13 protein-coding genes are annotated in these 13,335 nt (G+C 73.9%); 4 read left to right on the forward strand and 9 right to left on the reverse strand.

Annotated features, from left to right (window positions below; translation table 11 throughout):
* Positions 1-6: 6 nt before the first annotated feature.
* From ANAE109_RS20260 to ANAE109_RS20275, 4 genes are all read right to left on the reverse strand, one after another.
* A complete protein-coding gene (locus ANAE109_RS20260) occupies positions 7-1,698 on the reverse strand; it encodes a HEAT repeat domain-containing protein (protein WP_234945196.1) in 1,692 nt (563 codons plus the stop codon).
* Positions 1,699-1,832: 134 nt separating this feature from the next.
* Positions 1,833-3,143: an MFS transporter gene (locus tag ANAE109_RS20265; protein ID WP_012098763.1), complete on the reverse strand. Its 1,311-nt coding sequence runs from the start codon at positions 3,141-3,143 to the stop codon at positions 1,833-1,835.
* A 78-nt stretch (positions 3,144-3,221) separates the two neighbouring features.
* Positions 3,222-3,710 carry a hypothetical protein gene (locus tag ANAE109_RS20270; RefSeq protein WP_041448555.1) on the reverse strand — a complete coding sequence of 163 codons (489 nt, stop codon included), beginning with the start codon at positions 3,708-3,710 and terminating at the stop codon, positions 3,222-3,224.
* A gap of 137 nt (positions 3,711-3,847) precedes the next feature.
* The gene (locus tag ANAE109_RS20275) at positions 3,848-5,119 is read right to left on the reverse strand and encodes a hemolysin family protein (protein ID WP_012098765.1); all 1,272 of its coding nucleotides are present in this window, start codon (positions 5,117-5,119) and stop codon (positions 3,848-3,850) included.
* 65 nt (positions 5,120-5,184) lie between these two features.
* Here ANAE109_RS20275 and purS point away from each other — a divergent pair, with 65 nt between their 5' ends.
* The 3 genes from purS (at position 5,185) to ANAE109_RS20290 (ending at position 6,908) form a co-directional block, all read left to right on the forward strand.
* Positions 5,185-5,430: a phosphoribosylformylglycinamidine synthase subunit PurS gene (purS, locus tag ANAE109_RS20280; protein ID WP_012098766.1), complete on the forward strand. Its 246-nt coding sequence runs from the start codon at positions 5,185-5,187 to the stop codon at positions 5,428-5,430.
* Between the two features lie 118 nt (positions 5,431-5,548).
* Positions 5,549-6,205 carry a phosphoribosylformylglycinamidine synthase subunit PurQ gene (gene purQ, locus ANAE109_RS20285; RefSeq protein WP_012098767.1) on the forward strand — a complete coding sequence of 219 codons (657 nt, stop codon included), beginning with the start codon at positions 5,549-5,551 and terminating at the stop codon, positions 6,203-6,205.
* A gap of 40 nt (positions 6,206-6,245) precedes the next feature.
* A complete protein-coding gene (locus tag ANAE109_RS20290) occupies positions 6,246-6,908 on the forward strand; it encodes an alpha/beta hydrolase (RefSeq protein ID WP_012098768.1) in 663 nt (220 codons plus the stop codon).
* 8 nt (positions 6,909-6,916) lie between these two features.
* Here the strand turns inward: ANAE109_RS20290 and ANAE109_RS20295 are convergent, their stop codons facing one another.
* The 3 genes from ANAE109_RS20295 to ANAE109_RS20305 form a co-directional block, all read right to left on the reverse strand.
* The gene (locus tag ANAE109_RS20295; protein WP_012098769.1) at positions 6,917-7,303 is read right to left on the reverse strand and encodes a response regulator transcription factor; all 387 of its coding nucleotides are present in this window, start codon (positions 7,301-7,303) and stop codon (positions 6,917-6,919) included.
* A 238-nt stretch (positions 7,304-7,541) separates the two neighbouring features.
* The gene (locus ANAE109_RS20300; protein WP_012098770.1) at positions 7,542-8,864 is read right to left on the reverse strand and encodes a TldD/PmbA family protein; all 1,323 of its coding nucleotides are present in this window, start codon (positions 8,862-8,864) and stop codon (positions 7,542-7,544) included.
* A 127-nt stretch (positions 8,865-8,991) separates the two neighbouring features.
* Positions 8,992-10,461, reverse strand: a complete 1,470-nt coding sequence (locus ANAE109_RS20305; protein WP_012098771.1) for a TldD/PmbA family protein — start codon at positions 10,459-10,461, stop codon at positions 8,992-8,994.
* A 329-nt stretch (positions 10,462-10,790) separates the two neighbouring features.
* Here ANAE109_RS20305 and ANAE109_RS20310 point away from each other — a divergent pair, with 329 nt between their 5' ends.
* A complete protein-coding gene (locus ANAE109_RS20310) occupies positions 10,791-11,585 on the forward strand; it encodes an alpha/beta fold hydrolase (protein ID WP_012098772.1) in 795 nt (264 codons plus the stop codon).
* Here the strand turns inward: ANAE109_RS20310 and ANAE109_RS20315 are convergent.
* Both ANAE109_RS20315 and ANAE109_RS20320 read right to left on the reverse strand, forming a co-directional pair.
* Positions 11,542-13,164 (reverse strand): hypothetical protein, encoded by a 1,623-nt coding sequence (locus ANAE109_RS20315; protein WP_012098773.1) that lies wholly within the window; start codon positions 13,162-13,164, stop codon positions 11,542-11,544. The genes ANAE109_RS20310 and ANAE109_RS20315 overlap by 44 nt on opposite strands.
* Positions 13,155-13,334, reverse strand: coding sequence for a Flp family type IVb pilin (locus ANAE109_RS20320; protein WP_041448557.1), 180 nt, complete (start codon positions 13,332-13,334; stop codon positions 13,155-13,157). The genes ANAE109_RS20315 and ANAE109_RS20320 overlap by 10 nt, the downstream gene beginning before the upstream one ends.
* Between the last annotated feature and the right edge of the window lies 1 nt (position 13,335).

The raw sequence follows: 13,335 nt of genomic DNA on the forward strand, positions 1-13,335 counted from the left end.
GTTCCCCTAGGCCATGAACCAGCGCGCGCCGCGCTGGACGAGGGTGCCGCGCCCGGCGAGCGCGGCGAGGGCGGCATCGACGCGGCCCGGCTCGGCGCCGAGCACGTTCGAGAGGTCGGCGGCGGTGCAGCCGCGGAGGGCGGCGCGGACCTCGAAGACGATCCCGGCCGAGAGATCCTCGCCGGGCGCCGGCGCGACCTCGACGACCGCCACGGCCGCGCGGGAGAGGAGCGCGGCGGGTGACGCGGTCGCGATCGCTCGCCCTTTCCCCGAGCCTGCCGAGGGGTCAGGGCGAGCGGACTCTCTCGGCCGCTCGTGGTGAGCCTGTCGAACCACGAGCGGGGTCGCGGGCGCTCCTGGCGCCGCCGCGAGGACCGCGGCGCGGATCTCCTCCCCTCCCATCGCGGCGAGCTTCTCGGCGATGCGCCGCGAGGCGGCCCGGCGGGCGGAGGCGGGCGCGTCGGAGTCCACGGTCTCGCCGGCGAGCCGGCCGAGGGCGGTCGCCGCGGAGCGTCGGACCGAGGCGTCCGGGTGCTCGAGCCCGCGGGCGAGGGCGCCCTGCGCGCGCGCGGTCGGGCGGCCGGAGAGCGCCGCGGCGGCGGCGCGGGCGACGCCGCGATCCGGGTCCGCCAGCGCGGCCGCCAGCGCCTCCTCTGCCCGGTCGCCGGTGGCGAAGCCGAGGAGCAGGGCCGCGCGGCGGCGGACGAGGGGGCTCGGGTCGCGCAGCGCCGCCGAGAGCCGCTCCTGGGCCGACCCGGACGCGACCGCCACGATGGCCTCGAGCGCCGCCACCCGCACCGCCGGGCGCCCGTCCTCGAGGGCGCGCACGGCGAGCTCGGCGGCGAACGGCTCCTTGAACCGGGCCAGGGCGCCGAGCAGCGCGGCCTTCACCTCGGCCTCCGGCTCGCGGCCGAGGGCGGCGGCGAGCAGCGGCGCGGCGGCCTTCGAGCCGAGGGCCTCGAGCGCGCGCACCGCGCGCAGGCGCCGGCCCGCGTCGGGCGCGGAGAGGTCGTCCATCGAGCGCTCGTAGAGGGCACGATCGGCGCGCGTCGCGAGCAGCGCCTTCATGTGGTCGTTGTCCCGCGCGGTGAGGCCGACCCGGCCGTCGGAGGCGAACCGGTCCGCGACCATCGCCACCGACTCGGGGCCCGCGCCGGCGTCGTGCCCGTGCCGCTGCGAGGACGGCCGCTCGGCGCGGACGCCTCCGTGCGCCGGCGCCTCGGCGGAGCGCGCCGGATCGCCGAGGCCCGCGGCCTCGGCGGCGACCTTCCACGCGCGGAGCGACTCGATCTCGGCGCGCAGCTCGGCGATGAAGCCGGCCAGGTCCGCGCCGCCCTCCTCCGGGCCCGGCGCGCCGTCGCAGCCGGTCGCCCCGGAGAGCCGGGCGCGCTCGACGAGCCCGCCGAGGAGCCGCTCGCGCTCGGCCTGGAGCAGGCGCACGCGCTCCTCCACCTCGTCGACGCGCGCCTCGGCGTCGCCGCGCTGGCCGCGCTCGGCCGCCAGGGCCTGCTCGAGCTCGACCTCGCGCCGGCGCGCCTGGGCCGCGTCGCCGCGCGCGCGCTCGGCGGTGGTTCGCGCCGCGGCGAGCTCGGCCTCGAGCTGCGAGACGCGGCACTCGAAGAACACGATCTTCTCGAGCGCGCTGCGGAGGAACTCCTCCGGCTCGACGATGGTCCTCGCCCCTTCCACCCCGTCCATTCGCCCGCCCTGCCCCATCGCCGTCGAAGATCCCGTCCTGATCCCAGGATCTTGCGGAGATATCGCAGCTTACGAGATCGCGATCCGCCAGGCAAATTAGTTGACGGCCGGAGCTTCCCGGTGATCCGGGGCGTTCACGCCGCGTGTCGCCCGGCGCGCGCCTCGAGGCCGTGCGCGCCGGGGCCGCGCTCCTCGCGCCACAGGAGGAAGGAGAAGACGAAGCCGGCCGTGGCGAGCCCTGCGAGCATCCACATCGCGGGCAGCCAGCCCGCGGGGTGCTGCGCCGAGGCGCCCGCCGCGTCGTTCACCGCGCCGATCCCCCAGCTCATCAGCGCCCACGCCGCCTGCTGGCAGAAGGTCATGAGCGCGTACGCGGAGCCGAGGCGAGCCTCCGGCACGAGGTAGGTGACGGCGGGCCACAGCACCGCGGGGACGAGCGCGAACGAGAGGCCGAGCATCGCCATCGAGAGCTCGAGCGGCAGGTCCGTGTAGGCCATGAGCAGGAACGGCGGCACGAGCAGCGCCGAGCCCACGGTCATGAGCAGGGCGCGCTTCCCGATCAGGTCCGCGAGCAGCCCGAAGATGGGCATGCCGATCATCGACAGCAGCGGCAGCCAGCTCTTGAGGGCGCCGGCGGTCTCGGGCGCGACCCCGTGGGCCTGGATGAAGAAGAGGTTCGCGAAGGTGCGGAAGGGAAAGATCGTCGCGTAGAACGCCACGCACAGCCCGACCACCCACCAGTACCCGCGGCTGAAGCGCACGAGGTCCCCGAGGACGAGCTTGTCGGTCTGCACCGCGCGCCCGACGCCGTACCGGCGGCCCGCGTAGGTCTCGAGCGCCGCGTACACGACGGCGAACACCAGCCAGAGGACGCCGAAGGACGCCGCGAGGAGGAGCGGCGGCTGCCAGCCGCCGAACAGCTCCTTCGCGAGATCGGGCGAACGGTCCGCCACCCATGAGCCGAACCGCGCGATGAGGAGCTGCACCGCGAGGGCGGACGAGATCTCCTTCCCCTTGAACCAGCGGCCCACGACCGTCGTGGCCGCGACGATGAAGAGCTCGGAGCCCACCCCGAGGACGAACCGTCCCGCGGCCATCGAGAGCGCCGGCGCGCCGGGCACGGCCGCCGGCAGGAAGGCGATGAGCGCGCTCCCCGCCGCCCCGACCGCTCCGAAGAGCACCGCGGCGCGCGCCGTGCCGAGGCGGTCGATGAGCACGCCGCCCGCGATGAGCGTCAGCAGCGCCGCGACGTTGTAGGCGGTGTCGAGCAGCCCGATCTGCTGGTCCGTGAACCCGAGCTGCTCCTGCAGGAGGGGGGTGACCGGGTAGAGCGCGTCGAAGACGTAGTAGTTCCCGAACATCGCGACGCTGCACGCGAGGAGCACGAGCCAGCGGAAGCGCCACGAGGGCTGCGGGGGGGCGAGACCCGGATCGGGGGCGGTCATGGCCGCGCAAGATAGCGCGGAGCGCCAGGGCCGACCACGGCGGTGGCTGCCCGACGCCTTCAAGCCCGCAGGCGTGAACTAATGGTGGGTGGCGGGGGCCTGCGTGCTCTGGCCGCGCTGCTGGGCGTAGCGACGCTCCTCGGAGGTCGCCGGCTCACCCGCCGGCCGCTCCCAGATGAGCGACTCGGCGGGAGCGGGACCCGGCGAAGGGTTGCTCGTGGGCTGCGGCGCGGGCAGGCGCGCCGACGCCACCTCCGCGAAGACCGCGCGGGCCTCCGCGGGGGCCGCCGCCGTCGGGAAGCCGGAGGGCGCCGGAATGCGCCAGGAGGCCGGCAGCTCGCCGCGGGCGAGCTGGAAGAGGTCCCTCTCCCCGCGCGCCACCACCAGCGCGCCGTCGCGCGTCCCGCGGACCTCGTCGTAGCGGAAGACGAAGTCCTTCCGGAACAGGATGGGAAAGCCGCGCTGGACCGCGAAGCCCTCGTCGAAGAGCTCCACGACTCGCCCGACCGACTTCCCGTCCACGCTCCTCACGCGCTGCCCCACCCGAACCCCGTTCCGTTCCTTCATGAGTGACAGGTAGGGACGGCGCGCCCGCCCGGCCACTCGCGAGCGGGGCGCGCGCTCCGGGGGAACTCCTCCCCGGCGAGCTTCGGGAGCGCACGCCGGGGGGCACGGCGTGCGAGCCCTCGCCGCGCGCTCGACCTTCAGGCGCGCTTCACGCGCGCGGCGCGGACCTTGGTCACCTTGCGCGAGTCGCCGTCGGCGACGGTGAACACCCAGCCGCGCCAGAAGAACCGGTCGCCCTTCGCGGGGATGGCGCCGGCGAGCGAGTTGAGGAAGCCGGCCATGGTCTCGACCCCCTGGTCCTCCGGGATCGCGGCGGCCGCCGACGCGTTGAACTCGGCGATGGCCGTGGCCCCGAGGACGGTGAACGAGCCGTCGCCGTGGGCCTCCACCGACCTGCCCTCGGCCTGATCGAACTCGTCGCCGATGTCCCCGACGATCTGCTCGAGGACGTCCTCGAGGGTGCACACGCCCATCACGCCGCCGTACTCGTCCACCACGAGCGCCATGTGCAGCTGGCGGCGCTGCATCTCGCGCAGGAGCTGGTCGATCGGCTTGGACCAGGGGACGAAGTGGGCGGGCCGCAGGATGTCCCGCAGCACGATGAGCTCCGGGTGCGCGAGCATCGGGACGAGGTCGCGCGCGTGGAGGACACCGAGGATGTGATCGAGGCTCCCGCGGTAGATCGGCATCCGCGAGTGCCCCTCCTCGGCCATGAGCCGCAGGATCTCGTGCACCGGCGTGTCCACGTCGAGCGCCACCACCTCGGTGCGCGGCACCATCACGTCGCGGGCGATCTTGTCGCGGAACTCGAAGACCGCGTGGATGAGCTCGCTCGTGGTGGCCCCACCGCCGGCGACGCCGTGGACGCGGGCGTACTCCGAGAGGGCGCGCTCCATCTCGTCGAGCGGCGGCGGCGGGTTGGAGAAGCGGGCGCGCTTCCCGGCGAGGAGGCCCACCACCGCCGCGAACGGGCGGGCGATCCGGCGCAGCAGCCGGAACGGCGGCGCCAGGGCGAGCGCCACCGTCTCGCCGTGGGCGGCGCCCAGGCCGCGCGCGCCGGCGGCGAGCGGCAGCGAGAGGAGCACCGCGCCGGCCGCGATCCCGACGCCCGCGAGCCACGGCGAGCCGGGGGCGATGGCCGCGCCGGCGGCGGCGGCGAGCACCCCCGCGAAGACGGTCGCGAACGTCACCGTCGCGCGCAGGGTGAAGGCGGTGATCTCCGGCTCGGCGAGCAGCGAGGCGAGCGCCCGCGCCTGGGGCCCCGCCGACGGATCCGCCGCGAGCTCCTGCGCGCGGGGAGTGCCCACGGCGACGAGCGCCGCCTCCAGGGCGGCCACCAGGGCCCGCACCGCGAGGAGCGCCGCGGCGGAGGCTGCGAGCACGAGGAAGTGACGGATCGAAGGGTCCATCAGCGCTCGCCACCCTAGCAAAAGGCCGGGATCGTGGCGGGGGCGGATCTGTTATAAAGCCGCGCATGGCGAAGAAGGCGCGGGTGTACGTCACGCTCAAGCGGGGGGTCCTGGATCCCCAGGGCTCCGCCGTGAACCGGGCGCTCCACGCGATGGGCTACGGCGAGGTCTCGGACGTCCGCCTCGGGAAGTTCATCGAGGTGACGATCGACGAGCGCGCGCCCGAGGCGGAGGAGCGCAAGCGGCTCGAGGAGATGTGCAGGAAGCTCCTCGCGAACACGGTCATCGAGGATTTCCGGATCGAGCTGTGATCCTCTCGGGCTTCGCGTCCGTGAGGCTCACCCGTCGACGGGCGCACCCGTCGATAGGCTCACCCTTCGACACGCTCAGGGTGAGCGGACCCGTTATGGCGAGAGCGGCGAGATCAGCATGAAGATCGGGATCGTCACCTTCCCCGGCTCGAACTGCGACCACGACGTCTACCACGTGGTGAAGCACTCCATGGGCGCGCCGGCCGAGTACGTCTGGCACAAGGACCGGCTGCCGGCCGGCCTCGACGCGGTGATCCTGCCCGGCGGCTTCAGCTACGGCGACTACCTCCGCTGCGGCGCGCTCGCGCGCTTCTCGCCGGTGATGGAGGACGTCGTCGCGTTCGCGAAGAGCGGCGGGCCGGTGGTCGGCATCTGCAACGGCTTCCAGATCCTCTGCGAGTCGGGGCTCCTGCCCGGCGTGCTCATGCGCAACGCGTCGCTCAAGTTCATCTGCCGCGACGTCACCCTGCGCGTCGAGGGGGCCGAGACGCCGCTCACCCGCGGGCTCGCCGGGGCGACGCTGACCATGCCGGTGGCGCACGCGGAGGGGAACTACTTCGCGGACGCAGCCACGCTCGATCGCCTCGAGGGCGAGGGCGACGTCGTGTTCCGCTACGTCGGCGGCGCGCCGAACGGCGCCGCGCGCGACATCGCCGGCATCGCCGGCGGCCCGCGCCGGAACGTCGTGGGGCTCATGCCGCACCCCGAGCGCGCGGCCGAGGCGATCCTCGGGCGCGACGACGGACGGCGGCTGTTCGAGTCGCTGCTCGCCTGAGCCGGCGGCCGCTCGCCCGCGAGCGATCGGGGAGTGGGACATGTACCTCGACATCCAGGGTCCCGCGGGACGGCTCGAGGCCATCGTCGAGGAGCCGCTGGGCGAGCACCGGGCGACGCCCCGGTTCGCGGCGCTGGTGTGCCACCCCCACCCGCGCTTCGGCGGCACGATGCACACGCACGCCGCTCACCGGCTCGCGAAGGCGGTGCGCGCGTCCGGCGGCGTCGCGCTCCGGTTCAACTTCCGCGGCGTGGGCCGCAGCGCCGGGACCTACGACGGCGGGCGGGGCGAGGCGGACGACGCGCGGGCGGCGCTCGCCTGGCTCGCGCGCGAGCGGCCGGAGCTGCCTCGGCTCCTGGGCGGCTTCTCGTTCGGTGCGTGGATCGCGCTCGGGGTGGGCGGCGACGATCCGGCGGTGCGAGGGCTCCTCCTCGCAGGCCTCGCCCTGCGCTCCGCGGACCTCGACGTGAGCCGGGACGCCGCCAGGGTGGCCGAGGTGGAGAAGCCGATCGCCATCGTCCAGGCGGCGAGCGACGAGTTCGGCTCGCCGGCGGAGGTCGAGCTCGCCCTCGCAGGCTCGCGCGGCCCGCGGCGGCTCGCGCCCGTGCCGGGCGCGACGCACCTCTTCACGGAGGACCTGGAGGCGCTACAGCGCGAGGCGGAGGCGTCGCTCGCCTGGATCCTCGCAGAGACAGGGCTGTAGGGCTCGCCTCACATCGGCGCGTGCGGACCGTCCACTCGCCCGCCGACGTGACCGTCGGCGTACTGGCGGACCGCGTCGAGGAGCTCGTCGAGATCGAACGGCTTCTGGATGAAGCGCGCCGCGTCCATGCCGGCCACGCGCCCGAGCGCCGAGAGCACGACCACCGGGATGTCCGAGAGCTCCGGATCGCCCTTCTGCGCGGCGCGGAACTCCCAGCCGTTCATGCCCGGCATCATCAGGTCGAGGAGCACGATGTTCGGGTGGACGGCGCGCGCCTTGCGCAGCGCCTCGGCGCCGTCGCCGGCCCCGTGAACCACGTAGCCCTCGTCCGCAAGCACCTCCGACACCGCCTCGCGGATGTCACTCTCGTCGTCCACCACAAGTACGGAGACCATTCTGGATAAGAATTGCGGATGGTTGCCGCGATCGGCAAATCCCCGACCTCGGATGCTGGGGTGTGCCCCAAACGGCTCATGGATCTCCGAGCGGGCGCCTCGGGAGGGACCGACCAGGCACGCGCCGGGCGCGATCGAGCGCGCCGATCGCTCGTCACCGGGCCCAGTCGCCGCGCCGAGGCGCGCCAGTCCCTCGACTCCGGGTCCGCATCCGGCAGCCGCGACCCTCCGTACGTGTTCACGTACCGGCGAACTGGACCCCCTCGAACACCAGCGTGGGCGTGCGCATCGAGGAGTACGGGTACGGGTCGTTGCCCACGGCGACCAGGCGATTCCAGAGCTCGACGTGGTTGCCGGAGACGTTCATCTCCCCGACCGGCTCTGCCAGCCGGCCGCCGCGGATCCGGAAGCCGCGCACACCCAGCGAGAAGTCACCGGTCGTGCCGTTCGAGTTGCCGCCCAGGAAGCCGGTCACCAGCACGCCCTCCCCGAGGTCGGCGAGGAGCTGCTCCGGCGAGCGCTCGCCGAGCGACCAGGCGAGGTTGGAGCTGCGCGAGGTGGTGGGCGGGATGCCGAGCTTCCGGCCGTAGTACGTGTCGACGTAGTAGCTCCGGAGCACGCCGCGATCGAACACCGGGAACGGCCGCGCCGCGATGCCCTCGCCGTCGTACAGCCGGGAGCCGAGGCCCCGCGGCACGAACGGATCGTCCCGCACGTCGAGGAGTGCGCTGCCGACCGTGGCGCCGAGCTTCCCCTCCATGAAGGAGCGCTTCTGCTGGATGGGGGCCGCGGCCAGCGGGCCGAAGAGCGCGCCGACGATCCGGCCGGAGGCCCGGTTGTCGACGGCCATCGTCAGCACCGCGGACTCGCCCTTCTTCGTGCCGATGCGCGCGATCGCCCGCTCCGCCGCGCGCCGGCCCATCACCTCCGGCGCCTCCATCGCGCTGCGGAAGCGCCCTCCGCTCGCCGCGTACTCCTCGGGCCGGCGGCCGTCGGGATCCTGCACCGTCACCTCGGCGCCGATCCAGAAGTCGGTCCCCCGGCGCTCGCCCTCGAAGCCGTTCGTGTGGACGAGCGCGCTCTCGGCGCGCGTGTCCGAGACGCTCGTCGACACCGACAGGATCGCCTCCGCGCCGCGGACCTCGCGCGCGGCCGCCTCGACCGCGCCGGCCTCCTGCCGCCGCTGCGCGGCGGTGACGCCGGCGTAGCTCGGGTCCTCGAGCTCGAGGTCCACGTTCGCCTGCCCGCGGTAGAGCTCCGGCTCCGGCAGCCGACGGTACGGGTCGGGCGCGAGCGTGCGCGCGAGCGCGACGGAGTCCTCGATGAAGCGGTCGAGCGCGTCGGGGCGCAGGTCGCTCGTGGACACCGAGGCGTAGCGGCCGTCCACGTACAGGTCGAGGCCGATCCCGCGGGTGGTGGCCTCCGACACCTTCTCCACCTTGCCGTCGCGCCAGGCGACCTCGACGTGGCGGGCGCGATAGGCGCCGACGGCGGCCTCGCTCGCGCCCTTCTTCAGCGCGAGCTCGGCGGCGCGGCGGGTGATCTCGAGGAGGTCGGACATGGTCGTGTGGCTCCGATCCGTTCTCCGCTCGTGCTTCGACGAGCTCAGCACGAGCGGCCTAGCGCATGGATCCGCTCGCCCTGCCCCCCTCGACAGGCTCGGGGAAAGGGCGAGCGGTGAGTCTTGATCACGAGCCGCGGCCGCCGACGGTCATGGAGGAGACGCGCACGGTGGGGAGGCCCTGCGAGACGGGCACGCTCTGCCCGTCCTTCCCGCAGGTCCAGCCGCCCTCGTCGATGGCGAGGTCGTCCGAGACCATGTCCACGCGCTCGAGGGCCTGCGGGCCGTTGCCGATGATGTTCACGTCCTTCACCGGGCGCGTGAGCTTGCCGTCCTCGATGAGGTAGCCGTTCTTCACGTAGAAGGTGAAGTCGCCCGCGCCGATGTTGACCTGGCCGTTCGAGAAGTTCATGCAGTAGATGCCCTTCTTCACGGAGCGGATGATCTCCTCGGTGCGGTGCGGCCCGGGCAGCATGTACGTGGAGCGCATGCGCGGCAGCGGCGCGTGCCGGTAGCTCTCGCGCCGGCCGTTGCCGGTGGGGCGCACGCCGAAGTGGCGCGCCGAGATGGCGTCGTGGAGGTAGGTGGTGAGCACGCCGTCCTGCACGAGGTGGGTCGTGCCGGCGTCGTTGCCCTCGTCGTCCACGTTGATCGCGCCGCGCGCGCCGGCGTTGGCGGCGTCGTCGACGATCTGCACGAACGGCTGCGCGATGCGCTTGCCGATCTTGTCGGCGTAGATGGAGACGCCCTTGCGGTTGAAGTCCGCCTCCATGCCGTGACCGATCGCCTCGTGGAGGAGGATGCCCGAGGACCCGGCGGCGAGCACCACCGGCAGCTCGCCGGCGGGCGGCGTCACCGCCTCGAAGAGCACCGTGGTCCGGCTCACCGCCTCGCGCACCACGCGCTCGAGCCGCTCCGGCGAGTAGAAGTCGAAGCCCGCCCGGCCGGCGACGTTGTAGCCGTTCTGCTCGCGCCGGCCGTTCGACTCGGCCAGGACCGAGAGGTAGAGGAGCGTCATCGGCTGACGGTCCTCCACGATGCGGCCCGAGGAGTCGGCGACGAGGATCGCGCCGGACTCGTCGCGCAGGAAGAGGTTCACCTTCTTCACGCGCGCGTCGGACGAGAACGCTTGCTCGTTCAGGGCGGCGAGGATCGGCAGCTTCTCCTGGGGGCGGACGTCCTCCCAGGGGCGGATCAGCGGGTAGCGATCGGGGAGGCCGGCGCGCACGTGGAACCGCTCCGGGACCGCGCGCGACGGCCCCTCGGCGATGGTCGCCGCCGTGCGAGCGCACTCGAGGAGCGCCGGCAGGGAGAGGTCCTCGGTGTAGCCGTAGCCCGTCTGGTCGCCCTTCACGACCCGGACCCCGACCCCCAGCTCGACCGTGGCGTGGGCGCGGTTCACCGCGCCGTCCTCGAGCCCCACGTCCGACCCGACACGGTGCTGGAAGAAGACGTCCGCGTGCTCCCCGCCCCGCGCCAGCGCGGTCGCGAGCGTCTGCGCGATCATCCGCTCCGTCACGCCGAAGCGCGCGAAGTAGCCGATCCCCTCGCTCGGGCCCACCTGGGGCGGGCGAGCGCCCGTATCCTGGTTCAGCATCTCGTTCCTTGCCCCGTCGCCGGTCGCGACGGCGGCTCATTCATAACCGGCCCGCGGCGGCTTGCCCGCTTCGCGGCGTTCCCCGGGCTCGCCACGCCCAGTACCGCCCTTCCTCGCCGGCGTCATTCGGTCACCGTTCGTCCCGAGCGTAGCCCGGCCGCGAGGCCGGGCGGAGTCGAGGGGCGAGCACGGGCGAACTCTCCCCGCTCGGGCTGAGCCTGTCGAAGCCCGAGCGGTCGGGCGTTCCGCTCCGCACCCCGCCCGCCTGCCCCCTCGGGGATCACCCGCTCCACCCCGCACGTCCGACGAATCGGGATAAACCTTCCGTCATGCCCATCGCACACGTGAACGGCACCGACCTGCACTACCGCGACGCCGGCACCGCCCACAAGGACGTGCTGCTCCTCCTGCACGCGTTCCCGCTCCACTCGGGCATGTGGCTGCGGCAGATCGCGGCGCTCGAGGGCCGGTGGCGCATCGTCGCCCCGGACTACCGCGGGCTCGGCCAGTCCGCGCCGCGCGGCGAGGCCTCGACCATGCAGGTGCTCGCCGAGGACGTCCGCGCGCTGCTGCAGCACCTGCGCATCGAGCGTGCCGCCGTCGCCGGCCTGTCGATGGGCGGGTACCTCTCGCTCGAGCTCTACCGCCAGATCCCCGGGTTCTTCCGTGGCCTCGCGCTCTGCGACACGCGCGCCGGGGCGGACACCGACGAGGGGAAGGCCGGGCGGGAGAAGTTCGCGCAGACCGCGATCGAGCGCGGGCTCGAGTGGGTCGCGGACGAGATGATCCCGAAGCTGCTGCGGCCCGAGCCGGATCCGGCGGTGGCGAAGGAGGTCCGCGACCTGATCCGCCGTGGCACCCCCGCGGGCGTGGCCGCCGCGCAGCGCGGGATGGCCCAGCGGCCCGACTCGACCGAGACGCTCGCGAAGATCACCTGCCCGACGCTCGTCCTCGTGGGCGCGGAGGACACGCTCACGCCCCCCGCCGAGTCCGAGAAGATGGCGAAGGCGATCAAGGGCGCGAAGCTCGTGAAGGTGAAGAAGGCGGGGCACCTCGCGAACCTGGAGGCGACCGCGGCCTTCAACGCCGCGCTGCAGGAGTTTCTGGACGGGCTCCCCGCGTAGGGACGAGCGTCGGGCTCGCCGAGCCGACCTCGTTCCCTGGCCGGCGATAGAGCGATCCGGCGGCGGACGTCGCCGCCAGCCTCCAGGTGCCGTCGCGCTCCAGATGGCGCTCCAGGCGTGAGCCATGCTGCACGAGCGCAACCCTCACGCCGAACCGATCGATCCAGGCATCCAGCCAGGCGGGATCGGCCCGGATGTAGCCGAGCATGAAGTCGTCGCCGTAGAGCTCCCAGCGATCGTCCACGAACACGCGGAGGCCGGGGGCCGTATAGGCGACGAACCCGCCGAACGGCATGTCGTTGAGGATGGGGGCGCCCTCTACCTCGCGCTCCGCCGCGCGGAGCGCCGGTACGAGCTCGACCGGCCAGCGGCGGGGGTCGAGGCGCGCCAGCGCCGGCGCGCGATCCGGCGCGTACGCGGCGAACGTCGCGACCGCGACCAGCGCGATGGCCAAGGCGCCGATCGTGCCGGCGGCGAAGCGCACTCCAGGGAGCGTGCCCGGAGCGCCCCGGACGCGAAATCCGCGGCGCGCGAGCGCTTCCGTCCAGCGGGCGGCGGGCAGCAGCTCCGCGAGCGCGAGGGCCGCGGCGACGGCGAAGAACGGCGCGTGGCGGATGCGCCCGAACGCGAGGAGGAGCCACACGAGCGGCACGAGCGTGGCCGCCCGCAGCGCAACGCGAGGCGCGCTCAGCAGGGTGGCGAGGTAGACCGCCACGAGGGCGAGCACCTGCCACGAGCCCGTCCTCACGAGGGACGCGTGCTCCACGACGAACCGGGGCAGCGCCGGCGAGGAGAGGATCGCGAACCACGCGCGCGCGGTGTCGAGGCCGTAGGGGGTGATCGGGACCGTCGCCACGCTCGCCGCGACGAGCGCGTACACCACCGCGGCGTCTCGTCGGCTCCGGACGGGCGACGTCCATCCCGCTCGCCACGCGCCGAGCCACGAGAGCGCGAACAGCCCCAGCGTCGCCAGCCCGCCCACCACCGCGCCGTGCGCGTTCACCCAGGCGAGGAACACGAGCGGAGCGGGCCAGAGCGCGGAGAGCCCGCGCCGGCCGGCGTCGACGTCCGCGAGCCGGCCGTAGAGCCACGCGAAGGCGAAGATCGAGAGGAGGTGCGGGCGGACGTGGAAGTGGTGCGAGCTCGCCGCCACCGTCAGCGCCACGACGAGACCCGCCCAGAGCGCGCTCACCCCCGCCGCCACGAGCCGCGCGTACAGCCAGGCGAGGAGCAGGGCGATGCCGCCCGCGGTGGCCACCACGAGCGCATCGAGGCCGCCCAGCCGGTGGAGCGCCGCCATGAGGCACTCGGCGAGCCACTGGTGCGCGATCCAGGGTCGCCCGTCGAAGGTGAAGCTGAGCCAGTCTCCGCGCGGAAAGCCCGCGGCGAAGATCCGGTGGCCCGTGACGGTGTGCCAGAGCGTCCCGGGATCCTGCAGGAGCTTCGATCCTCCTGCGAAGACGAGCAGGAGCCAGCTGAGGACGAAGACGACGAGCGCGAGGGCCGTCGTGGAGCGGCTCGTGCCGGGAGCGTCCTCCGACGCGGGGCGCGCGCTCCTCGCAGCGCGCGTCACGGCCATCGCGCGACGACCTCCTCGAACAGGCCGTTCACCGCCGTTCCCAGGCTGACCACGGCCGCGAAGATCACGACGGCGACCGCGGCCAGCAGGATCGCGTACTCGGCCGCCGCGGGCGCCGTCTCGTCCTCCCACAGCGGCCTGAGTGAGCTTCGGAAGTCGCTGCGGACCAAG

The sequence above is a fragment of the Anaeromyxobacter sp. Fw109-5 genome, assembly GCF_000017505.1.
GTDB lineage: Bacteria > Myxococcota > Myxococcia > Myxococcales > Anaeromyxobacteraceae > Anaeromyxobacter.

Coding starts and splice junctions, on each gene's coding strand:
- ANAE109_RS20260 (WP_234945196.1), bottom strand. CDS start 1,698: ATGGACGGGGTGGAAGGGGCGAGGACCATCGTCGAGCCGGAGGAGTTC.
- ANAE109_RS20265 (WP_012098763.1), bottom strand. CDS start 3,143: ATGACCGCCCCCGATCCGGGTCTCGCCCCCCCGCAGCCCTCGTGGCGC.
- ANAE109_RS20270 (WP_041448555.1), bottom strand. CDS start 3,710: ATGAAGGAACGGAACGGGGTTCGGGTGGGGCAGCGCGTGAGGAGCGTG.
- ANAE109_RS20275 (WP_012098765.1), bottom strand. CDS start 5,119: ATGGACCCTTCGATCCGTCACTTCCTCGTGCTCGCAGCCTCCGCCGCG.
- purS (WP_012098766.1), top strand. CDS start 5,185: ATGGCGAAGAAGGCGCGGGTGTACGTCACGCTCAAGCGGGGGGTCCTG.
- purQ (WP_012098767.1), top strand. CDS start 5,549: ATGAAGATCGGGATCGTCACCTTCCCCGGCTCGAACTGCGACCACGAC.
- ANAE109_RS20290 (WP_012098768.1), top strand. CDS start 6,246: ATGTACCTCGACATCCAGGGTCCCGCGGGACGGCTCGAGGCCATCGTC.
- ANAE109_RS20295 (WP_012098769.1), bottom strand. CDS start 7,303: ATGGTCTCCGTACTTGTGGTGGACGACGAGAGTGACATCCGCGAGGCG.
- ANAE109_RS20300 (WP_012098770.1), bottom strand. CDS start 8,864: ATGTCCGACCTCCTCGAGATCACCCGCCGCGCCGCCGAGCTCGCGCTG.
- ANAE109_RS20305 (WP_012098771.1), bottom strand. CDS start 10,461: ATGCTGAACCAGGATACGGGCGCTCGCCCGCCCCAGGTGGGCCCGAGC.
- ANAE109_RS20310 (WP_012098772.1), top strand. CDS start 10,791: ATGCCCATCGCACACGTGAACGGCACCGACCTGCACTACCGCGACGCC.
- ANAE109_RS20315 (WP_012098773.1), bottom strand. CDS start 13,164: ATGGCCGTGACGCGCGCTGCGAGGAGCGCGCGCCCCGCGTCGGAGGAC.